The organism is Staphylococcus schweitzeri (assembly GCF_002902405.1).
Lineage (GTDB): Bacteria > Bacillota > Bacilli > Staphylococcales > Staphylococcaceae > Staphylococcus > Staphylococcus schweitzeri.
In genome coordinates this window covers 168,372-192,501 of sequence record NZ_PPQS01000051.1, presented here as the reverse complement: position 1 = coordinate 192,501, position 24,130 = coordinate 168,372, and the positions used below count along the sequence as shown (strand labels likewise).

The 24,130-nt window shown below is 32.2% G+C and carries 21 protein-coding genes and 1 pseudogene; 3 read left to right on the top strand and 19 right to left on the bottom strand.

Translation table 11 applies throughout. The features are described 5' to 3' along the window. Positions 1-16 precede the first annotated feature (16 nt). The 3 genes from CD116_RS13345 to hflX all read right to left on the bottom strand — a co-directional run bounded on the left by CD116_RS13345 (position 17) and on the right by hflX (position 3,122). On the bottom strand, positions 17-385 hold the full coding sequence (locus tag CD116_RS13345; RefSeq protein WP_000624945.1) for a MerR family transcriptional regulator: 369 nt from the start codon (positions 383-385) through the stop codon (positions 17-19). A gap of 241 nt (positions 386-626) precedes the next feature. After that, entirely contained in the window at positions 627-1,865 is a 1,239-nt protein-coding gene (locus CD116_RS13340; RefSeq protein ID WP_047549468.1) for a methionine gamma-lyase family protein, read from the bottom strand. Positions 1,866-1,880: 15 nt separating this feature from the next. After that, positions 1,881-3,122 (bottom strand): GTPase HflX, encoded by a 1,242-nt coding sequence (gene hflX / locus CD116_RS13335; RefSeq protein WP_047528865.1) that lies wholly within the window; start codon positions 3,120-3,122, stop codon positions 1,881-1,883. Between the two features lie 111 nt (positions 3,123-3,233). Here hflX and CD116_RS13330 point away from each other — a divergent pair, with 111 nt between their 5' ends. Further along, positions 3,234-3,710, top strand: coding sequence for a glutathione peroxidase (locus tag CD116_RS13330; protein WP_047528867.1), 477 nt, complete (start codon positions 3,234-3,236; stop codon positions 3,708-3,710). A gap of 219 nt (positions 3,711-3,929) precedes the next feature. Here CD116_RS13330 and hfq read toward each other — a convergent pair whose 3' ends face one another. The 6 genes from hfq to CD116_RS13300 form a co-directional block, all read right to left on the bottom strand. Beyond that, entirely contained in the window at positions 3,930-4,163 is a 234-nt protein-coding gene (hfq, locus tag CD116_RS13325) for an RNA chaperone Hfq (RefSeq protein WP_047528869.1), read from the bottom strand. A gap of 14 nt (positions 4,164-4,177) precedes the next feature. Then, on the bottom strand, positions 4,178-5,113 hold the full coding sequence (miaA, locus tag CD116_RS13320; RefSeq protein WP_078101701.1) for a tRNA (adenosine(37)-N6)-dimethylallyltransferase MiaA: 936 nt from the start codon (positions 5,111-5,113) through the stop codon (positions 4,178-4,180). A 17-nt stretch (positions 5,114-5,130) separates the two neighbouring features. After that, complete coding sequence (locus CD116_RS13315; RefSeq protein ID WP_047528871.1) at positions 5,131-6,045, bottom strand: alpha/beta fold hydrolase; 915 nt, start codon at positions 6,043-6,045, stop codon at positions 5,131-5,133. Positions 6,046-6,193: 148 nt separating this feature from the next. Further along, on the bottom strand, positions 6,194-7,867 hold the full coding sequence (locus CD116_RS13310; RefSeq protein WP_047549472.1) for a glycerol-3-phosphate dehydrogenase/oxidase: 1,674 nt from the start codon (positions 7,865-7,867) through the stop codon (positions 6,194-6,196). A gap of 157 nt (positions 7,868-8,024) precedes the next feature. Further along, positions 8,025-9,521 carry a glycerol kinase GlpK gene (glpK, locus tag CD116_RS13305; RefSeq protein ID WP_047549475.1) on the bottom strand — a complete coding sequence of 499 codons (1,497 nt, stop codon included), beginning with the start codon at positions 9,519-9,521 and terminating at the stop codon, positions 8,025-8,027. Positions 9,522-9,651: 130 nt separating this feature from the next. Continuing rightward, positions 9,652-10,470, bottom strand: a complete 819-nt coding sequence (locus CD116_RS13300) for an MIP/aquaporin family protein (protein ID WP_047425244.1) — start codon at positions 10,468-10,470, stop codon at positions 9,652-9,654. Positions 10,471-10,850: 380 nt separating this feature from the next. On the opposite strand from CD116_RS13300, the pseudogene CD116_RS13295 reads away from it, so the two are divergent. Continuing rightward, positions 10,851-11,295, top strand: a pseudogene (locus CD116_RS13295) (transposase); the annotation flags it as partial. Positions 11,296-11,647: 352 nt separating this feature from the next. Here the strand turns inward: CD116_RS13295 and CD116_RS13290 are convergent. The 10 genes from CD116_RS13290 to CD116_RS13245 all read right to left on the bottom strand — a co-directional run bounded on the left by CD116_RS13290 (position 11,648) and on the right by CD116_RS13245 (position 23,611). After that, a complete protein-coding gene (locus CD116_RS13290) occupies positions 11,648-12,190 on the bottom strand; it encodes a glycerol-3-phosphate responsive antiterminator (protein WP_047425241.1) in 543 nt (180 codons plus the stop codon). A gap of 5 nt (positions 12,191-12,195) precedes the next feature. Beyond that, complete coding sequence (gene mutL / locus CD116_RS13285) at positions 12,196-14,202, bottom strand: DNA mismatch repair endonuclease MutL (protein WP_047549479.1); 2,007 nt, start codon at positions 14,200-14,202, stop codon at positions 12,196-12,198. Between the two features lie 12 nt (positions 14,203-14,214). After that, positions 14,215-16,815, bottom strand: a complete 2,601-nt coding sequence (gene mutS, locus CD116_RS13280; RefSeq protein WP_047528878.1) for a DNA mismatch repair protein MutS — start codon at positions 16,813-16,815, stop codon at positions 14,215-14,217. Between the two features lie 281 nt (positions 16,816-17,096). After that, complete coding sequence (gene thiW / locus CD116_RS13275) at positions 17,097-17,588, bottom strand: energy coupling factor transporter S component ThiW (protein ID WP_047425236.1); 492 nt, start codon at positions 17,586-17,588, stop codon at positions 17,097-17,099. 26 nt (positions 17,589-17,614) lie between these two features. Beyond that, complete coding sequence (locus CD116_RS13270; RefSeq protein WP_047549482.1) at positions 17,615-17,980, bottom strand: YlbF/YmcA family competence regulator; 366 nt, start codon at positions 17,978-17,980, stop codon at positions 17,615-17,617. Continuing rightward, on the bottom strand, positions 17,981-19,525 hold the full coding sequence (gene miaB / locus CD116_RS13265) for a tRNA (N6-isopentenyl adenosine(37)-C2)-methylthiotransferase MiaB (protein WP_047447384.1): 1,545 nt from the start codon (positions 19,523-19,525) through the stop codon (positions 17,981-17,983). Between the two features lie 124 nt (positions 19,526-19,649). Further along, positions 19,650-19,940: a thiamine-binding protein gene (locus CD116_RS13260; RefSeq protein ID WP_047425229.1), complete on the bottom strand. Its 291-nt coding sequence runs from the start codon at positions 19,938-19,940 to the stop codon at positions 19,650-19,652. 91 nt (positions 19,941-20,031) lie between these two features. Then, positions 20,032-20,898: a 2-oxoacid:ferredoxin oxidoreductase subunit beta gene (locus CD116_RS13255; RefSeq protein ID WP_047549484.1), complete on the bottom strand. Its 867-nt coding sequence runs from the start codon at positions 20,896-20,898 to the stop codon at positions 20,032-20,034. After that, on the bottom strand, positions 20,899-22,659 hold the full coding sequence (locus CD116_RS13250; protein WP_047549487.1) for a 2-oxoacid:acceptor oxidoreductase subunit alpha: 1,761 nt from the start codon (positions 22,657-22,659) through the stop codon (positions 20,899-20,901). It abuts the gene before it with no gap. 160 nt (positions 22,660-22,819) lie between these two features. Further along, complete coding sequence (locus tag CD116_RS13245) at positions 22,820-23,611, bottom strand: TIGR00282 family metallophosphoesterase (RefSeq protein WP_047549490.1); 792 nt, start codon at positions 23,609-23,611, stop codon at positions 22,820-22,822. Between the two features lie 173 nt (positions 23,612-23,784). Here CD116_RS13245 and CD116_RS13240 point away from each other — a divergent pair, with 173 nt between their 5' ends. After that, positions 23,785-24,000 (top strand): hypothetical protein, encoded by a 216-nt coding sequence (locus CD116_RS13240; protein ID WP_000026306.1) that lies wholly within the window; start codon positions 23,785-23,787, stop codon positions 23,998-24,000. Positions 24,001-24,130 lie beyond the last annotated feature (130 nt).

The following is a 24,130-nucleotide window of genomic DNA, read 5'->3' as shown; positions in this document are numbered from 1 at the left end:
TAAAATCCTCCAAATTTTATTTAATAAATCGGGATAAATCACCACGATTTATTGGCAAAGTTTCTCCAATAGGCTTTTGCGTGGCATCTACAATCATCTTTTTTCTTATCTCTTGTTCATCAGTTGTTAAATGCTCTTGTGAGTCATAAATGATTTGTTTAATCCCTTTGATATTAAATCCTTTTTCTAAAAGTGATTTAATTTCTAGTAATCTTTCCAAATCATTGAGTGAGAACAGACGTTTTTGACCTTCTGTTCTTTCAGGTTTGATGAGTTCATGTGTTTCATAATAACGAATTTGCCTTGGCGTTAAATCCGTTAACTTACTTACTACACTCATAGAGAAGACAGCCATATTTCGTCTGATTGCATCATTCGATATCATTGTTCCTCTCCTCTACTTTTGAACTTGTTAATAACTTATCATAATTTTTTAGGGATTTCAAAAATATGTTAGGTTTTCTAACATATACCTCAAAACATTGATATCACTGTGATTGACACTTCTTATATTCCATAAAGAAACCTACACCAGGAATATTTTTCTATTTTTAAAAATAATCTGATAAATTTTCACAAAAAAATTCCACCCATAATACAAAATCATTTAGGTGAAATTTAATCAATTATATTAGCCCTTTTTCTTTTAATTGTTTAACAGCTCTTGTCACAGCAATTTTAACGTGTTCATATGTTAATCCGCCTTGGACATATGCTTCGTATGGTGGTCGTATTGGACCATCAGCAGACAATTCAATTGATGAGCCTTGAATAAATGTACCTGCTGCCATAATAACATCATCTTCATATCCCGGCATATAACTAGGTTCCGGACTAAAATGCGCATTGATTGGAGATGCATGTTGAATACTCTGACAAAATGAAATCATTTGTTCCTTTGTGTCAAATTTAACTGTTTGAATTAAATCAGTTCGTTTTTCGTAGTATTTAGGCGTCGTGTTCATATTCATTTTTTCTAATAATAGACTAGTAAACAATGCACCTTTAAGACTTTGACTGACAACATGTGGTGCTAAAAAGAAGCCTTGATACATTTCCAGTAATACATTTAGAGATGCACCCGCTTCTTTACCAATACCTGGTGCTGTCAATCTATAACCACATCGTTCAATTAAATCTTTTCTACCAGCAATATAACCACCGATTTTAGCTAAACCACCGCCAGGATTCTTAATCAACGACCCTGCCATTAAATCTGCGCCACATTCAATAGGTTCACGTCTTTCAACAAATTCTCCATAACAGTTATCCACAAATATTAAAACATTAGGATGCGCTTCTTTCACCATCTTAATTGCATGTTCAATTTCAACAAGAGGAATGGATGGTCTTTGATCATACCCTTTCGAACGTTGAATCGCAATGACTTTAGTTCGTTCCGTAATACCTTCCAACACTTTTTCAATATCAATCTTACCTTCTTTAAGCGCAATATCTTTATACGCTACCCCGTGTTCCTTTAAACTTTCAATCCCGTTTCCGTTTACACCAATGACTTCAAGTAATGTGTCATACGGGCTACCTGTGATATAAATCAGTTCATCACCATGTTTTAATAAACTTTGTAATGCAATAGTAATCGCATGTGTACCTGAAATGATTTGCGGACGCACAATGGCATCTTCCGCTTTAAATGTCTGTGCATATATTTCTTCTAAATGATCACGTCCAAAGTCATCATACCCGTATCCTGTTGACCCTTGCAAATCACTTTCACTAGCTTTGACATAATGAAATGCATCTAACACTTTTTCTTGGTTAATATATGCTGTTTCTTCAATTTCTTTAAAATACGGTGCTAACGATGATTCGACGTCAGCGACTAACTTACTTATATCTTTCATTTAAAATTCGTCCTTTTATTGTTTTTTAAAACCTTGTATACGATAAACATCTTCAATCTCATCAAATTTAAGATCTGTCACTAAAGTATGTTGCTTTAAAAAGTATAATCTATCTGCATTATTTGCAGTAACAGTTTCATCATAATATGTTAATTGTCTTTTTATTTCTTCGATAAATAATTCCTTAACTAGTCGTTTATCTAAATCATTTTTAGAAGAAACAAAAACATTGGGCAAATCACTAGCAGGTCTATTTAATGCTTGTTTACATAAATCCTTTTTATTAAAAATCACAATTTGAGGTATATTTTTCATATCTAATCGCTCAATTAAATCATTAACTGTATCATATTGCGAACGATATTCGGGATGACTACTATCAACCACGTGTACTAATAAATCTGCGCCTTTCGCTTCTTCTAAAGTTGATTTAAAGGCTGCAATTAGCGTTGTAGGCAGTTTTTGTATAAAACCGACAGTATCTGAAATAATTAAATTAAATCCATCATTGATTTGTATTTGTCGTGTTTTTGGATCTAGAGTCGCAAACAATTGATCTTTTTCATATGTTTCTTCATTTGCTAAAACATTAAACCATGATGATTTGCCAGCATTGGTATAGCCTACTAAAGCTACTTGAAACACTTGATTTTGATTTCTTTTATTGCGATATCTTTCACGATGATCTTCAACTGTTTGTAATTGATGTTTAATTTCATTCATACGAGTCCGAATATGTCTTCGATCCATCTCTAACTTCGTTTCACCAGGACCTCTAGTACCAATGCCACCACCTAACCGCGATAAACTTTTACCATGTCCTTGTAATCTAGGTAGTAAATAATCAAGTTGTGCTAGTTCTACTTGTAACTTACCTTCTTTGCTTCGTGCTCTTAATGCGAATATTTCAAGGATCAACTGAGTTCTATCAATAATTTTTACACCTAAAGCTTCATTTAATGATTTAGATTGTGCAGTCGTTAATTCATCATTTGTAATAACTACATCTATATCTTTAAATTCAATAAATGCTTGAATTTCTTCAATTTTACCTTTACCAACATAGTATTTACGATCTACATGATCACGATTTTGAGTTATTTGTCCTAATACTTCAAGTTGGCAAGTTTCTGATAATGATGATAATTCTTCCATCGTTGACTCAAAATTAAATTGCTTATCATCTTGAGCATGTACACCGACTAAAACAGCTTTTTCTAGTTTATTTTTAGTATCATGAATTTGTTGCTGAGCCATGTTATACATCTCCTTAATAAATTCCTACTCAAAGTATTCTATCACAGAGTTTTACTAAAGACTATTGTGCGATTTTGTGGTACATTTTAAGTATGTTGAAAGGATGATTCAATGGAGACGATATATGATTTTGTAGTAGAAACAAATAAAGGTGTTACATACAAATTAGAAGAGTATAGAGGCGACGTTATGCTGATTGTCAATACAGCAAGCGAGTGTGCTTTCACTTCACAATTTGAAGGTTTACAAGCACTTTATGAGAAATATAAAGAAAAAGGATTTGTCGTTTTAGGTTTCCCTTGTAATCAATTTGGTAATCAAGAACCTGGTTCAGGTGAAGAAGCTGCTCAAAACTGTAAATTAAACTATGGTGTCACTTTCCCTATGCATCAAAAAATTGACGTAAAAGGCGAGCATCAATTTCCTTTATTCAAATACTTAACTGCTGCACAGCACGGTTTCTTTAATGAAAAGATTAAATGGAACTTCACTAAGTTTTTAGTTGACCGTGAAGGGAACGTTGTTAAACGATTTGCACCCCAGAAAAAACCTATTCAAATTGAAAAAGAAATCGAAAAGTTATTATAATTTATTAAACTTTTCAATAATAAAACGCTTCATTTAATATCGTGTCTCATGTTGACTCTATTTTAAATGAAGCGTTTTTATTACAAACATTCCTTTATTGTATCATGTCATTTAAACATCAAATCATTGATGACTCATATGACTTCAATTCTATATCTATTTGTCATACATCAAGTTTTATGTGCATAAACTATAATTTCATACACATATGATTACAACTTATTCTTCACTATTAGTAGACGCTTGAGCTTCAGATTCTACTGTGTAAGTGCTGATCGCATGTTTGTAAATCAAGTGTTGTTTGCCTTGAGAATTTAAGCTTACGACATACTTGTCGAATTCTTCAATTACACCTTTCATTTGGAAACCGTTTAGAAAGAATACCGTTACTTCAGTTTGGTTTACTTTAAAATTCTCTAGTGCTTTGTCTTGGATGTTTTCATTTGCAATCATCTGTCGGACTCCTTTTACTTAATCTGGGTTGTAATCTCATCTAACATCATTTGAAGTGACATATTTTCTTTATTTAACCAATGAACACTCATTTTATTCTTGAACCATGTCATTTGTCGTTTTGCATATTGGCGTGAATGTTGCTTTAATTCATTGACAGCATCTTCATAAATCATTTGTCCGTTAATCACAGGTATTAATTCTTTATATCCAATAGCTTGCATACTTTGGCAAGATTCATAGCCTTGTTCAACAAGTTGTTGCACTTCTTTAAATAATCCGTGATCCAACATAATATCAACACGTTTATTTATTCTTGAATATAATGTTTTACGCGACATTTCAATCCCTATTAATAATGTATCATAATTTTCAGTAAATTGTTGCACTTTCTTACGATTACTTAAAAGTTTTTTTGTTTTAAAATAATATTCAATAGCACGCAACACTCTTTGTCGATTGTTTTTATGAATATTTTCAGCAGACATTGCATCAAATTGTGCTAAATAATCATGCAATTGTTGATTATCTAATTGTTCAATTTCTTTCATTTTTTTCTTTACAATTTTTTCTTCATCGGGTGTTATTGTTTCATCTTCTAATTCATAATTATAAATTAATGACTGAATATATAATCCCGTACCACCAGCAATAATGGGAATTTTACCTCTGCTCGTAATATCATTGATTAACGCTTCAGCTAAATTTTTAAATGCGAATGCGGAAAATGCATCATCAGGATTTAAAATATCAATTAAATGATGTGGTACACCATCCATTTCTTCAGGCGTTACCTTTGCTGTTCCGATATCCATATGCTTATATACTTGCATTGAATCTCCACTTATTATTTCTCCATCGATTCTTTTAGCAAGTTCAATGCTAAGTTCAGTTTTTCCAGAAGCAGTCGGACCTACTATAACCACAATAAAGGGCTTCTCTCTATTCATATTTAATTCCACTTTCTTTATTTATTCTTAAATTGATTCAACCATTTAAATAAATCTTCCCATATATTTTCATAATCTTTTTCAAATAAAATTTCATGTCGTTTATTATGATAAAGATTAACTTTAACATTTTTTAGTCCCGCTTTTCTATAAATATTCGCTAATTTTAAGATACCTTTTCCATAATCTCCTAATGGATCATTATAACCTGAGACAAATAATATTGGCATTGACTTTTTTAATACTTTCATATGCTTTAATTGCGAAGTATGCAACATATAATATGCAGTTTCGTATAATAATTGATTCGACACATTAAATCCACTATAGGGATCTTTAACAAACTTATCTACTTCTACTGGGTTACTTGAAATCCAATCACTTTTAGTTCTCAATGGTCGGATTTTTTTATTGAAAGTACTCGACACTAATTTATTAACCCATTCAACACGTTTCTCAGCACCATAAATTTTTGTAATTATTTTTAAAGTTTTAACAGTTGGTAAACCTTTCCACAATGGGTACATTCCTGTTCCACTTAAAACGAGACCATCGACATATTTAGGATATGTTTCTACAAAAAATCTTGCAATAATAGACCCCATTGAGTGCCCAATTATAATATATGGCTTATCAACATTTCCTCTCACAGTTTGCGCCACTTCAATGGCATCACTGATAACCTGTTTCATATCATCATAATGACCTCTCGTAGACTCATCTATATTTATGCCATGACCACGATGGTTATGACGAATGACATCAAATCCATACGCTGAAATTGCAGAGGCTAATTTATCATATCGTTCCATATGCTCAGCCATACCATGAAAAATATGTACTATCCCTTTAGATTCAACATCTGTGAAATTTACTTTTACTTCGATATTCGTATTATCTTGAACTGTTAGTTTAAATTGTTTCTCAGCCATCGTATCACACCTTTAATAACAATTTTTTAAAATCACTTTTTATTATTATCATACATATAGAATTAGATACTTTCAATTGTCGTTTGGAATCAACGCAAAAAACTGATGCCCGAGAAAAAGGACACCAGTTTATAATGTTAAAATCAAATTATTCTTTTACAGCAGGTTGATTATTTCCATGTTGTGCTTCTTTAATTGCTTGTTCAACTTCTTCTGTATAAGCTTCAATTTGAGCTGGAGAGTAATCAAGCATATCTGCCATAATATCGATGACAGCATCTTTATAATCTAATACATCTTTAATATTGAAATACATTTTACCAGAACGACGAACTAGGAAATCGTTAGGTTTGTATACCATTTCTTGTTGAATACTATAAACAAGTTCTACATAAATTTCTAACGGTAGCTTGCTATCATGGTATTGAGAAGTTTGCGCAATGTTGAATAATTCATCAACATTTGAACCATATTTAGATGCTAAACGTCTTGCAACATCTGCATCGATGCCGAATCCTTTAGCAGCATCTACTTTTTGCTCTACAAATGCATCAAAGTTCTTGCTGCCACCAACATCGCCACCAGAAATTGCCAGACCTTTTGTATTACATGGACTAAATGTTAAATCGTAGTCTTTTTTCAAGCGTTTAGACACTAAATCAACAATGTCTTGAGCCATGTGACGATAGCCTGTTAATTTACCACCTGCAATTGTTAATAAACCTGATTTACCTTCCCAAATTTCATCTTTACGAGAAATTTCAGAAGGATCTTTACCTTCTTCATAAATTAACGGACGAATTCCAGCCCATGTTGATTCAATGTCTTCATCCGTAACATTTACGCTAGGGAACATATAGTTAATCGCATCAATTAAATAATCTCTGTCTTCTTGTGTTGTTAACGGTGAAGATTTGATATTGTCATAAATCGTATCTGTCGTACCCACATACGCTTTACCTTCACGTGGAATTGCGAAAATCATACGTCCATCTTTTTCAGTATCAAAGTACACTGCTTGCCCTAATGGGAATTTTGATTGATCAATAACAACGTGTACACCTTTAGTTAAACGTAATTTTTTATTATTTCGAGCATAGTCGCCACTTCTGACATCATCAACCCAAGGTCCGGCTGCATTAACGACTTTTTTAGCTTTAATTGTGTAATTTTCATTAGTTAACTTATCTATAACTTTAACACCATTTACTTGTTGATTTTGATCATAAGTAAAATGTTCAGATTTAGTATAGTTTATAATTTCAGCACCTTTTTCAGCTGCACGTTTCATAACTTCAATTGTTAATCGTGCGTCATCTGTACGGTATTCAACATAATAACCGCCACCTTTTAGTCCATCTTTTTTAACTAATGGTTCTTTTGCTAAAGTCTCTTTTTTAGATAACATTTTTTTACGTTCGGATTTTTTAACTCCAGCTAAGCGATCATACATACCTAAGCCGATTGAAGTTGAAAACTTACCAAATGTGCCACCTTTATGCATTGGTAAAAGCATCCACTCAGGCGTTGTAACATGTGGACCATTTTCATAAACAATGGCACGTTCTTTACCTGTTTCAGCTACTACACCAATTTGAAATTGTTTTAAATAACGTAAACCACCATGAACTAATTTCGTAGATCTAGAACTAGTACCTTGTGCAAAGTCTTGCATTTCAACTAGTGCAACTTTCATACCACGTTCACTTGCGTCCAATGCAATACCTGCCCCTGTAATACCGCCACCGATAATTACTAAATCATATTCTTCATTTCTCAAATTCTTTTTAATATGTTCTCTCTTAAAAGTAGACAATGCCATTCCAAAACGCCTCCTAAAAAATGTAAAAACGAGAGATTTGTCCCACACAAACAATCTTTTAATTGTACATGTACGAACAAATCTCTCGTTTCTCGATTCAAATATTAACTTAAATTTATTGTATCACAATGTTTAACCAAAAGTCTAATCTATAAAATTACTCTGTTTTAAAAACTTGTGTTGCTTCTACAGCTTTTTTCCAACCTCTGTATAATTTTTCTCTTTCATCTTCATACATTTTTGGATCGAATTTTTCTTCTAACTTCCAATTCTTAGCAATATCATCTTTACTGTCCCAGAATCCTACAGCTAGTCCCGCAAGATAAGCTGCACCTAAAGCTGTTGTTTCTTGAATTTCAGGTCTTTCAACTGACGTATTTACAATATCAGCTTGGAATTGCATTATAAAGTTATTTTTAACTGCACCACCATCAACTCGCAAACTTTGAACATCTATACCTGAGTCTTTAGACATTGCTTCCATAACGTCACGTGTTTGATAACATAATGATTCTAAAGTAGCTCGAATGAAATGTTCTTTTTCAGTACCACGTGTTAATCCAAAAATAGCACCTCTTGCTTCTGAATCCCAATATGGCGTACCTAAGCCTACAAAGGCTGGCACAACATAGACACCTTCAGTAGAGTCTACTCTTGTCGCATAACTTTCTGATTGAGGTGCAGAATTAATCATTCTTAAACCATCACGTAACCATTGAATTGCTGAACCAGATACAAAAATCGATCCTTCCAGGGCATAGTTTACTTTACCATCAATACCATATGCAATTGTTGTTAATAATCCACTGTCAGACTTAACTGCTTTTTCACCAGTATTCATCAACATAAATCCACCAGTGCCATATGTGTTTTTCACATCTCCACGCTCAAAGCATGCTTGTCCGAACAATGCTGCTTGTTGGTCTCCAGCTACCCCTGCAATTGGTACTTCTTGACCATAGAAATGATAATCAATAGTTTTACCATAAATTTCACTTGAAGGTTTAACTTCTGGCAACATATTTTTAGGAACTGTTAATAATTCTAATAATTCGTCGTCCCATTTTAAATCATGAATATTAAACATTAATGTACGGCTTGCATTTGAATAATCTGTAATATGTGCAGCTTTACCTGATAATTTCCAAACTAACCAAGTATCAATCGTTCCAAACAATAAATCTCCGTTTTCTGCTTTTTCACGAGCGCCATCTACATTATCTAAAATCCATTTAACTTTAGTTCCTGCAAAATATGGATCTAACAGCAATCCTGTTTTATCTCTAAACGTTTGCTCATAACCTTGTTGTTTCAATTCTGAACAAATCGATTGTGTTTGACGAGATTGCCATACAATTGCATGATAAATTGGACGTCCAGTATGTTTATCCCAAACTACTGTAGTTTCACGTTGGTTTGTAATACCAATACCTGCAATTTGGTCAGCTCTAACATCGTTTTCATTAATAACTTCAGTCATTACTGCTAAAACAGATGTCCAAATTTCATTCGCATCATGTTCAACCCAACCTGATTGTGGAAAATATTGTTTAAATTCACGTTGTGCTACCCCTGAAATTTCCCCTTTTTGATTGAATAAAATTGCTCTTGAACTTGTTGTTCCTTGGTCTATCGATAAAATGTATTTTTCCATTAGTAGTGTCTCCTTTATAATTTAAAATAATCGCTAACCCATTGTACAAAATCTGTTAATTTTTGGCGAAAAAATAGCATAATTCATGAATCAAACATGTTAAATTATGCTATTTACATTTCTTTTTATTTTAGTAAATCGATTCAATATCACCTTTTTTAGATGATTTATTTAAGATGTAACCTAAAATCAAAGTAATAATGACTACAACGATTGCAATTGCACAACCAATATTAAATGTGTGTTTATAAAATACAGCATAAATGACTGCACCTAATAAACCACCCGCAATTGGCCCTAAAATTGGAACGATTGCGTAAGACCAGTTTGATCCACCTTTGCCTGCAATAGGTAAAATGGCATGTGCAATTCTTGGGCCTAAATCACGAGCAGGATTAATCGCATATCCTGTTGCTCCACCTAAACTTAGACCAATCGCTACAATTAATGCACCGACGATTAGAGGATTTAAGCCGTCAGCAATTTTGTTTACACCGATAAATAAAATACCTAAAGTTAACGCCATTGTACCAATAATCTCGCTCAAAAAGTTTGCAAAATAGTTCTTAATTGCTGGTGCTGTTGAGAACACACCTAATTTTGCGTCTACTTCTTCAGTTGCTTTCCAATGTGGCAAGTACATCAACCATACAATCGTTGCACCGACAATTGCACCTAACATTTGAGCAACAATATAACCAGGAACTAAAGCCCAGTCGAAACTTCCATCTAATGCAAGTGCTAATGTTACAGCTGGATTTAAATGTGCACCAGAGAATTGACCGACTGCAAATACACCCATTGTAACCGCTAATCCCCATCCAGCAGTGATAACGATCCAATCAGCACCATTCGCTGCACTTCGCTTTAAATTGACATTGGCACAAACACCACCACCAAAAAGAATTAAGATTGCAGTTCCAAGGAATTCTGCTAAATATACATTCATATTAAATGTCCTCCCAAAAGACAAAGAGACTCCTACACTAGCAGTTTGGCTCGTAGAAATCTCCCGTCTCTATTCTATGTATTAACTTGTATTATATTTGCTATGATACTATCGTTATGAAAGCGTTGTCAATAATTTTCGTAAAAATTTTGTCAAATTTAATCTTTCAAGCCTTTATAAAAGTAGTTTAATTATAAAAGTGTAAAAATAACATGTCTTAAATTAATTTTGTGCATTGTGAATTTTTTCATCGACCAGTTATTGTGACGGATTGTAATATTAAGTGCAAACATTTATAAAATTTCATAAAAATGCCTATAATAGGAACTTTGTTGTAAGGTGTTAGGTAACCACAAAATCAAATAAAAAGGGGTGCCATTATGAGCTATAAGCGTCTTACACTATCTGAACGCGCACGTATAGAGGTTTTACGTCAAGAAAATTATTCTTTAATATATATGTTACACGTAAATTAAAACAATCTGTATCTACTACCTCACGTGAAATTAGTAGGTATAATGTAAATCAGTCATATCAAGCTGAAACAGCTCAAAAGAATTATGAAGCCAAAAGAAAACTTTGTGGTAGCCCTACTCGCTTTGCTCCAAAAATTAGCAATATCATTAAACAGTAATTAAAATGCCACTGATTTCCTAATAAATCATGGCTCGTTTATTTCAAAACCAAAGCTCTTTTAAAACCATCTATTGTTGGATTAACTCTATTATATTTAGTTTGGAACTTATTTCATGACTCCGTCAAAAAGGCAAAAGACAGAGATTTAAAGAAACTATAGACAAGTTTAATATTGGTCGTACTATTTCGTAACGTCCTAAGATATTAAAAAACGTACTACAAGTGTTTAGATTGAAAATTCCCTTATGAATTTTTATGTGATGAACTGTTGCATTTAAATTGACAAATCAACTTGTAACTATGTGTACCGTATTTTAATGTATATAAATAAACATCTCTAAGACGCTTTCGATATAAAACGAATTAGAGATGTATTTTAAAATTCCTCAATGTTTGCGTGAATTAACTTCCGTCATTGAACTCCACAGTCCAGTTTGATGGAGCCACTTTGTTTAATATCAATTACAACTATCACAATCATAATTTAACCATTCGAATTTGCGAATAATATAGTCAACAAACTGATTCAATTGATTATGTCTTACCAAAGTTTTTCATAACTAGTCGTTACATATTTCGCACCATTATTTACAGCTTCTTCAACTTCATCAATCGTATCAATTAAACCACCTGCAATAACTTGAGTACTAGTTTCCTTTTGAATATGATGTATTGCCTTACTAGCAACACCAGGAAGTACTTCTACGAAATCAGGCTCAACTTTTTTAATTAACTCAATACTTCGTTTTAATGCTTGACTATCGATTATAAACACTCTGAAAATAGTTAACGTGTTTAATGACTTAGCCTTTTTGATAACTTTCGATTTAGTTGAGACAATGCCTTTAGGCTTATATTGCTGAATAATAAATTCACTTGCGTATTCATCATGGCTTAAACCTTTAATTAAATCAATGTGAATAAAACACTCAATTTCATTTTGTTTAAGCAATTCCATTATGCTTTTAATGTGTCCGATATGCATATCAAGCAGCACACACACTTTATGTTCTGTTTTAATTAATTTCTCTAAATCTTTAATATTTCTAATAGCAGGTAGTATGCTGTTATTCACTAGATTCATCCTCTCTACATTACACGCTTAAATAATTTTTCTAATTCATATTTTGAAAAATTAATAATAATTGGACGACCATGCGGACATGTAAATGGATCTTCCGCTTCTCTCAATTGATCTATTAAATCTGACATTTCATGTTTTTGCAAATAATGATTTGCTTTAATCGATTTTTTACAAGACATCATAATTGCAACTTCTTCGCGCAATTTTTTTATATCAACTTTTTTCTCTTCTAAAATTAATTCAATCATATCTTTAATAATTTCTTCAACTTCATCTTTAGGAAACCAAACAGGATAACTGCTTACAATATAATCATGACCTCCAAAATGTTCCAATACAATACCTACACGTTGGAGTTCATTTTTATATTGATCAATAATTAACTGCTCATCTTTGGAAAAATGGAACGTCAATGGAATCAATAGGTCCTGAACTTCATTTGTAACTTCACCAATTTTATCTCGAAAATACTCATATTTAATTCTTTCTTGAGCCGCATGTTGATCAATCATATACATACCAAATTCATTTTGAGCAATAATATAAGTTCCATGTACTTGACCAACAATTTCCATATAAGGTATACGGCGTTTGGGGTCTTTGCTTTTCGTTCCTTTAATGTCGCTTGCATCATAATAGTCCTCAGGTGAATGGTTATCAAAATTTTGATCAGAACTTTCTTCGTCTAACCCAGTATTTTGATCCATTTGCTGTAAAATTTCTTGTTGTTTTTTGAAGTAGTCTTCATCTTTTTCACGTGTATTATTATAAGCGGTTACTTCATCTTCTTCTATTAAACTTTCAGTTATTTTAGTTACAAATGGATTGTAATCGTCACTTGAATTTGAAACGTGATATTGATTTTCCTGTTTAACTTGCTTACTATTATCTTTTTCAAGCGGATTAGACTTATCTTGAGCCTCATTTACTTTTTGTCTTTGTTCAAATTCAATCTTTTGTTGCTCAAATGATTGCAATACTTTATTCTTTTTCGATGCATTATCTAGATTATTTTTCGGAATTAAAATACGATCTTTAAAAGCTTCTTGTATTTTATTAACAATCAATTGGTAAAGTTGTTCTTCTTTTGAAAGACGTACTTCTAACTTAGTAGGATGTACATTGACATCAACTAAAATCGGGTCCATTTCAATATTAATATAACAAATCGGGAATCTACCAATTGTTAATAGTGTATGGTAACCTTCTAAAATCGCTTTATTTAACATGAAATTTTTAATATAGCGCCCATTAATAAAAATTGAAATATAGTGCTTATTACTTCTTGAATGTTCAGGTTTAGCGACAAAACCTTCTAAATGATAATCACTTGTATCACCAGAAATATGTACTAAATCTCGAGCTACTTTCATGCCATAAATTTCTGCCATCACTTCATTAGTGCGCCCTGACCCATTTGTACTCAACATTGTTTTTCCATCAGAAATAAGCGATATACGAATTTCAGGATGACTCATTGCCATTCTATTAACAATATCAGTAATTTTACCTAACTCCGTATATAAGCTTTTGATATATTTTAAACGTGCAGGCGTATTATAAAATAATGACTCTACGAGTATATCTGTGCCTTTTTTTGCTTTGGCAGGCTTATGATTTAAAATTTCACCATTTTCAACATAAATTTCATTTCCATTAGCATTATCAGTACATGTTTTTAGTGTTACTTTTGCAACTGATGAAATACTAGCTAATGCTTCTCCACGAAATCCTAAAGTTCTAATATGGAATAAATCGTCATCTTGGTCTAACTTACTTGTCGCATGACGATGAAAGACTAAGCCTAAATCTTCAGCTTCAATGCCACTTCCGTTATCAACAACGCGTATAGATTGAACACCTGATTCTTCCACTTCAATACTTATTTCTGTGGCACCTGCATCGATTGCATTTTCTAAAAGTTCTTTAACAACTGAACTAGGTCTCTCTACTACTTCTCCTGCTGCTATTTTATTTGCTAATGAGGTTTGGAGTTCCTTAATTTTCCCCATTTTGCAACACCTCTATTTTAATTGATTTTGTAATTCACTTAATTTCAGCAAAGCTTCAATTGGCGTCATGTTTGATAAATTCAAATTTTTAATTTGTAATTCAATTTCACTTTGCTGTACGTTTTCAAACAAATCAAATGAAGCTTGTTCAAAGTCTTTTTGTGATATATTTTTAGTATTTGCTTTTGATTCAACTTGTATTACGTCATCTGCATTTTTAGTTATTTCGGGATTTATTTGTTTTTTTCCAGCAGTTTCTTCAAAATCATTCAAAATAACTTGAGCTCTACTTATAACTTTTTCAGGTAAATCAGCTAATTTGGCAACTTGAATTCCATAACTATCATCAACTGCTCCATCTTTAACCTTATGCAAGAATATAAGTTCGCCTTTATATTCATTCGCAGCAACATGAACATTTTTAAGGCTTGATAATGCTTGATCTAAAGTAGTTAATTCATGATAATGCGTAGAGAATAATGTTTTGGCATGAGATGTTTCAGCAACAAATTCAATCATTGCTTGTGCTAATGCTAAACCGTCATAAGTTGATGTACCTCGCCCAATTTCATCAAAAATAATCAAACTATCTTCAGTTGCATATGTCAATGCTTTTTGAGCTTCTAACATTTCCACCATAAATGTACTCTTACCTGAAACTAAATCATCTGCTGCACCAATTCTCGTGAAAATTTGATCAAACAGGGGTAAAACCGCTTCTTTACACGGTACATATGCGCCCATTTGTGCCATGATACTAATAATTGCGACTTGTCTCATATACGTTGATTTACCAGACATATTCGGACCTGTAATAAGATAAATAAATGTCTCGTTATCTAAACGACAATCGTTTGGAACATAGTCATTATAATCCATTACTCTTTCTACAACTGGATGTCTTGATTCAATTAAATTTAAAGTCTTATTATCACTGAATGTTGGTCTTGTATAATTATATTTTTGTGCTATTTCTGCAAAACTTTGTAAACAATCCAGCTCTGAAATGATTTTGGCTTGTTGTTGCAAGCGTTCTGTATACTTTTTAACTTCTTCACGTAATTGAACAAACAACTGGTATTCTAATTCAATCGCTTTGTCTTCTGCGCCTAATATAATGTCCTCTTTTTCTTTTAGCTCATCTGTAATAAAGCGTTCCGCGTTTGATAAAGTCTGTTTCCTCATATAACCAAAATTACTTGGTTCAAAATTTTGTAAATTCGCGCGCGTTATTTCTATAAAATAACCAAATACTTTATTAAAACTTATTTTTAATGATTTGATACCAGTACGTTGTCTTTCTTTAGCTTGTAACTCTGCTAACCAAGTTTTACCATTTTTTGACGCTTCAAGATATTCATCTAATTGCTTATTAAATCCAACTTTAAACAATCCACCATCTTTAACAGAAATCGGGGGGTCTTCTACTAAACTTTGTTCTAAAACTTCAAGCAAGTCATCTAGTGGTTCTAGTTGATTTACTTGTTCTAACGTATCTTGATTCATAGAATTTAATAACGCTTTAATATTCGGTATTTCTGATATTGAATGTTTAAGTTGGATTAAATCTCTCGCATTGACATTACCATAACTTACACGCCCTACAAGGCGCTCAATATCATAAACTTGATTAAGATAATTTCTTAGAGTATCTCTCTCTATAAAATGTTTACTAAACTCATCAACGATATCTAATCTTGATTCTATTTGTTGTTTATTTATCAACGGTCTATCAATCCATTGTTTTAAACGGCGCGCGCCCATTGGCGTTTTTGTTTCATCCATCAACCATAGTAACGTACCTTTTTTCGATTTTAATCTGATACTTTCTGTAAGTTCAAGATTTCTTTTTGCATAAAAATCCATCTTCATATAATCTATTGCTGCATATTGAACAACATCTTCTATGTGTGATAAATCACGCTTTTGTGTATGGTGAATATAATCTAACAATAATTGTGTTGCTTGATACATCAATTGATGCTCAGACTGATTCACACTGTATATCTCTGATGACAGAGTATCTCTAATTGTTATTGTCTCTGTCACCATATTAATTTGCCTCTTTAAATGCTCTGACAAACTTTCATTAACAACGACTTCATTGGGGTTTATAGTTGTAATTTCATTTAATAAAGTTGCCTCATCATTAAAGTACGTCACTTTTAGTTCACCGGTAGAAACATCGCAGTAACTAAGTGCAATTTCAGGCTGTTTTATGACAAAACTCAAAATATAGTTATTCTGTTTATCATCAACCCCGCCTTGCTCCATAACAGTACCCGGTGTCACAATTCTTACAACCTCACGTCTAACCATACCCTTTGTTTGCTTAGGATCTTCCATTTGCTCACAAATTGCCACTTTATAGCCATTATTAACGAGTGTGTCGATATAACTGTCTGCCGAATGATATGGTACGCCACACATTGGAATAGGATTTTCCTTTTTTGCATCTCTTTTAGTTAATGTTATTTCTAGTACTCGTGATGCTTCTTTTGCATCCTCATAAAACATTTCATAGAAGTCTCCAAGTCTGAAAAATAATAAACAATCTTGGTATTCTGATTTTATTTTTAAATATTGCTGCATCATTGGTGTAACATTAGACATATTATTTTTTCACAACCCTTGTCTCTTTTTAAAATTTGTCTATAAAAATTTTCATTTATATGCTTTCTAAATATTAATTATTTAACCTGTATATTTTAACATACTTACTTTTACAAACCTATTCATACCATATAACAAGAAAACGCCTCGAACCTTTAATTTTAAGCAAAACATGTATTGAAAATTCATTCAAAGTACTAACATGTTTTAAGTTTGATAAAGGTAAGGGCGTTCAAAATCAATATGTACAAAGATTCGAATCGAAATCATTAAGTATAAAATTATTTTAAAAACTTTTGAAGTATTCCACGTTTTTTTAAAGTTATTAATAAGAAATAACTTACTATTGAACCAATTGCACTTGAGACTATAAATGTAATCATTAATGGTTTAATAAAGAAGTCTTGAAGTCCAATTATGTATGCTAATGGTATACACACCAAACTGCCAATAACGCCAGTTCCAAGCACTTCACCGACTGCTGCCATAAATATATGCTTCCGATAAATATAAAACATACTTGCCAATAAAACACCAATCATACTTCCGGGAAATGCAAATGCTGTTCCTGTGCCAAAAAGAACTCTTAGAATTGATGATATAATGGCTTGTGCTAATCCATACCAAGGACCCACAATTACGGCACTTAATACATTAACAAAATGCTGTACTGGTGCTGCTTTAACTGGACCTAATGGAATGATGATAATACTGCTTAATGCAACATTGATCGCAATTAAAAGTGCAGTTATAGCCAGTTTTCTTGATTTCATATGATTGTTCTCCTTTTTGTTTGTTATTAATCACTATGTTTGGCTTTATTATGATCATTTAAACGCGCTTCCATTGTAGATATAAACAATTGAAGTAATTGATTCGCTTCAAATTGAGAAGTTTGAAATTGCTCAACTATTGGTAGTGTATTTATTTCTGTTTCAATATTATGGATAGTATGTTCTGATTGAGCTAACGCATTTTGCTTTCCATAATTTTGAAAGTTTACAGATTGCTTTTGTTGCTTTTTTAATATATCCATTTTTTTCTGTATCTTTTGATTACGATGAATTTGCGCTTCTATTTGTTGATAAGTTTTGATAGTTTCCAAATCTTTAATTTTATTTGAAATACTATTCGCTTGTTGTAATACATCATTTTTAGTATACATTTATTGAATCACCATTTCTGCACTCACTTCTTTAATAAAGCTACCATTTAATGAATATTGTTTCGCCTCGTCTATATGCACTTCAACTAATTTACCAATCATTTCTTTAGGTGCTTTAAAATTCACAAGTTTATTTTTATCGGTATAACCTGCAAGAACTTGTTCATCTTTTTTACTACTACCTTCACACAATACTGTAACTGTTTGACCTTCGTACCTACTCATAGCTATTTGTGAATAGTGACCAACTTTTTTATTCAAGCGTTGTAATCGTTCCTTTTTAACATCTAAAGGTACATTATCTTTCATTTTTGCTGCTGGTGTACCATCACGCTGAGAATATAAATACGTATATGCATGTTCAAACTTAACTTCATCATATAATGTTAATGTTTCCTCGAATTGTTCTTCTGATTCATTTGGATAACCTACAATGATATCAGTTGTTAAAGCTACATTAGGAATTCTTTCTTTAATTCGTTTCACTAAGTCCAAATAGCTCTCACGCGTATACTTTCTGCCCATAATTTTTAACACTGCATTATTCCCAGATTGAACTGGTAAATGAATATGAGGCACAATATTTCCACCTTCAGCAATAACATCTATCATATGATCAGTAAAATCCCAAGGGTGACTCGTAGTGAAACGAACTCTAGGAATAGCTATTTTAGAAATTGCCTCTAAAAGGTCTCCTAAATCATATTGCATATCCTGTAAATCTTTTCCATATGAATTAACATTTTGACCTAACAACGTAATCTCTTTATATCCTTCACGAGCAAGTTCACGAACCTCATCAATAATATCTTCTGGTCTACGGCTACGCTCTTTACCTCTTGTAAATGGTACAATGCAATATGTACAAAACTTATCACAACCATACATAATATTTACCCATGCTTTAATATTACCTTGTCGTACTTTCGGAAGATTTTCAATAACATCCCCCTCTTTTGACCATACTTCTACAACCATTGCCTTTGATAAATATGCTTCTTCTAAAATTTCTGGCAAATGATGAATGTTGTGTGTACCAAAAATCATATCGACATTTTGATACGATTTTAAAATCTTATTAACTACTGATTCTTCTTGTGACATACATCCACAAACGCCAATCAATATGTCTGGACGTTCTTTTTTCAAATGTTTTAAGTTACCAATCTCACTAAACACTTTATTTTCTGCATTCTCTCTAATTGCACATGTATTAATTAATATCACATCTGCTGTATTTATATCACTTGTAGCTTGATATCCAAGTGCTTCAAGTATACCTGCAATGACTTCTGTGTCATGCGCGTTCATTTGACAACCATACGTTTTAATTAAAAATGTACGGTCGTTCCCCATCCCACGATATTTCTCATCAATTTGAAAATCTCTATTGTAACGAACTTCTTGTTTACCACGCTTTTTTGCTTCTTTTAAACTCGGTGGTTGGTAAACATGTTCAAAATATTTGCTATAATCTTTTTCAGCTTTCTTATCTCTTTCAGCTAAAACATCTAAAGAACTTGCTTTTCTTTGCTCTTCGTTCACTTTTCAAAATCCTCTCTATTTGCCCGTATCATTAAATAATTATATTAAATTTAGCTATAAAGTGCAAAAGCAGTCAAAAATATTCGTCCATTCACAAAAATCAAATCAAAACTAGTCATATTAATCAATCATATTTTTCAGTTAAAGTTTCGATAGAAATTCCTTCAGGTACATGATAGAACTTTACTTGACTAATAATACTTGGACATTCAAGTTCTACCATACGTTCATTTAAGGATTGTATTAAAATCAAACATTCATTCATGTTTCCTTGCACTGTTGTTTCTAATGGTCCGACTCTATAATGCAATCCTGACTCATCAATAATTTTAATCGCTTCATCGACATATGGTATAACATTGTCATTGTTTGGTGTCTTAGGAATAATTTGAATACTCATTAATGTATCATTCATAAAAAAACTCCTTTAAACTTTTTGATAGTAAAAAACTGAATAGCATAAATGGATCTATAATAAATTCATTTATACGACTCAGTTTTAATTATTATATAAATTGTTCTGTTAATGTATTGAAAGTATCTTCAGTTATCTGGATATCTCTTTTTGCTAATGGCATATCATCTAATTCTTTAATTTGCGATTCATATGATGGTGTTTCCTTATCTTGATAAACAATTCCAGTAACTAGTGATTCATGTTCTATAACTGTTTTGATTGCCAGTTGTTTATCCTCAGAATCGTAATTTTCAATGTCATCAACACTTATTAAATGCTCTTTAAACCAATCGTATGTGTTAATTTTATTATAAGTTACACATGGTGAAAAGACATTTACAAATGAAAAACCATCATGGTTAATTGCATCTTCAATAAGTTTTGTTAATCCTTTAATATCACTCGAAAATCCTTGTGCTACAAATGTCGCTCCCGATGATAACGCTAATTCTAGTGGTGCAACATTTTTTTCAATATTCCCTTTAGGCGTTGTCTTTGTAACAAAACCTATTGCTGATGAAGGGGAAGTTTGACCTTTTGTCAAACCATAAATTTGGTTATCCATAACAATATAAGTCATATTCATATTTCTTCTTAACGCATGTATTGTATGGCCCATTCCTATCGCATATCCATCTCCATCTCCACCAGAAGCAATAACGGTTAAATCTTTATTTGCCATTTTCACACCTTGTGCTAAAGGTAATGCACGTCCATGAATAGAATGTACCCCATACGAATTAATATATCCCGATAAACGTCCTGAGCAACCAATACCGGTAATAATTGCTACTTCTTCTGGCTCTAGACCAATATTTGCCGCTGCTTTTTGAATAGCAGCTTGTACTGAGAAATCACCACATCCCGGACACCAGTTCGGCTTAACATTATTTCTAAAATCTTTAAATGTTGCCATTTATACCATCTCCTTTATTTCTGTAGCAATTTCTTTTCCTTTTTCTTCAATTTCATGTGGTAAAAAAGGTGTACCATCATATTTTGTATAATTTTCCAATTTATCATGAATATTGACATTCATTTTAATAATACTTGCTAATTGACCTTGATAATTATGTTCCACAACAACAACTTTTTTAGCTTTGTCAGCAGCTTCTTGGATTACATTGGTTGGGAATGGATGTAACTGTCTTATTTGCAATGTATTAACTTTTATACCTAATTGATTTAAACGTTTACTACCTTCATGGATTGCACCTTTTGTTGATATGAAGCCAATATATAGAATATCAGCATCATCATGTTGTATGTCTGCCTCAACTGGTGATTCAATTAATAAATGTTCTGTTTTTTTCATTCGTTTATCCATTTGTTGTTTTCTATTTAATGCCGACTCACTCGGTTTCCCTTCATTATTGTGTTCGACACCAGTAATATGATGAATTCCACCTTTTACTCCCGGGATTGGTCTTGGTGAAACACCATTTGTAGTTAATGCATAACGCTTGAAATAACCTTTATCATCTTCATCACGCTCAATATTAGATTGAATCAATAACCCGCGTTTAATTTCTATACGATTATAATCTAATTTTTCAACTGTTTGTTTACCTAAAGATAATTGTAGGTCACTTAAAACAATTACTGGACATTGATATTCTTCAGCTAAATTAAATGCCTCAATTGTTAAGTAAAATGCATCTTCAGCATCAGTTGGTGCGACTACAATTTTAGGAATATCTCCATGTGTTCCATAAATCATTTGCATTAAATCTGACTGCTCTTGTTTAGTTGGTAAACCAGTAGAAGGCCCCCCACGTTGGGTATTAATAATAACTAACGGGGTTTCAGTCATTCCAGACAATCCTATTGCCTCCATCATCAATGATAGACCTGGACCAGCACTAGCTGTAAATGCTCTAACACCACCATAATTAGCCCCAATAGCCATAGTTGCAGCAGCTATTTCATCTTCAGTTTGAATAACAGCTCCGTTCACTTTAGGCATATTCGCAATCATATATTCCATTATTTCAGAAGCTGGTGTGATAGGATATGCAGCCATAAATTGAGAACCAGCAGCTATGGCACCTAACCCAATAGCATCATTTCCAATCATATATAAATGAGGTTCTGCATCAGTTGAATCCAATTCAAAATCACCGGTAATCTCTGGTAGGTATGATTGCATTAACTGATAACCTTCGTTCAATGCTTGTATGTTTACTTCAACTACTTTATCACCTTTTTTAGAAAACATGTTTTTAATTAGTGATTCAAAAGTGTCTGTATTTAAGTTCATCAATGCACTTGTTGCTCCAATTGCAACCATATTTTTCATTAATGCCGTACCTAATTCTTTAGCAGTAGCAGTGAAAGGTAACTCAATAAGTTGAGCAAGACAGCCTTCAGGCTTAACCGGCTTAGCCTTGGCATCAACCAAAATAATGCTATCTTCTCTCATCTCATGATGATTAACATCAATTGTTTCTTGATCAAAAGCAATCAATATATCTAAATTATCACTGATTGCATGAACAGGTGTTGTTGAAACTCTAATTTTATTATTTGTATGTCCGCCTTTGATACGACTTGAAAAATGTCTATATCCATATAAATAATATCCTTTTCTATTCATAGCCGTAGCGAAGATTTCACCTGTCGATTCAATACCTTCACCTTGTTGTCCGCCAACTTTCCACGATAGTTGTGGTTTCATAGTTATATGCCTCCTATGGATATATTTCATACTAAATGATAACAAAAAGAACCACCGATTTACTATGTAAACAGTGGTACTATATTAAATTCATACTAATGGACGATATATCTCATTTTTATAGATTTAAATCATTTTTGAAACTTAATATAAAATATATTTATTTTAATGGATGATCTTCATTAATTAGTATACGTTCAATATGTTTTGTTTTACCTTCTTTATCTAAATCAATAATTATACCTGATAAAACACTTCTTCCCTCATTTGGAACAACGTGTCTTTGAGGTAAACTTGTTATAAAACGTTCGATAACTTCTGTTTTATTAATTCCTAAAATACCATCGTAAAATCCTGTCATTCCTACATCTGTTATATATCCAGTTCCATTTGGCAAAATACGTTCATCTGCAGTTTGGATATGTGTATGGGTTCCGACAACAGCACTCGCTCTTCCATCTAGATGCCAACCCATTGCATACTTTTCTGAAGTTGTTTCTGCATGAAAATCGACAAATATATATGGTGTAACTGCTTGTGCTTCTTTAATCAATTGATTAGCTTTTTTAAATGGATCATCAATATCAGGCATAAATGCACGCCCTTGCAAATTAATTACAGCTAATTTTATATCATTAATTTGAATAAATCGCATACCAACTCCTGGAGCTTCTTCCGGAAAATTGGCTGGTCTTACTAAGCGCTTCGCTTCATCTATAAAATCATAAATTTCTCTTTGACCATATGTATGATTACCCATCGTCATGAAATCTACGCCATTTCTTAGTAATTGCTTGTAAATTTTTTCAGTCAAACCTTTCCCATGTGCTGCATTTTCAGCATTAACAATTGTTACGGTCGGTCTATATTTTTGTTTCAGTTGAGGAATATAAGTTTCAATTGCATCTCTTCCAATTTTACCTACGATATCCCCTATAAACATTATTCTCATGTTCAGTTCATCCTCTCATAAGTACTAGTTTAATTCATACGTTCTAATATTTAAAGTAAATATTAAATTCTTTGAATTATTTTTTAACTTTTATAAAGGGACTTTACTTTGTTGAAAAACCTCAATATGTTAGTATAAAGTCATCAAAATAAATAGGAGTTGTAAATAAATACATGTCTATTAATATTGATCCAGAAAAATTTGCAGAATTAGTCGTTATGGCTAATCCATCTAAATCTGAAGAAGCAGAAGATATTGCAAAAGATAGTTTAAAGCTATATATTAATGCATATCGTTTAGCAGAAAGATACTCAACTATCGCAACAAACTGCTATGATACTGCTGAAGTAATTAAAGAACTAAAGAAAACGGATTTACAATTAAAATAATCCATCAAAGAGTCCTTACTGAAAATACAGGAGTGAAGATGCATGTCATCTTCACTTCTTTTTTATATTAATGCATAGATTTATAACCACCTATGGTTTACATAATATAAATACAGTTAATAAATAAAGA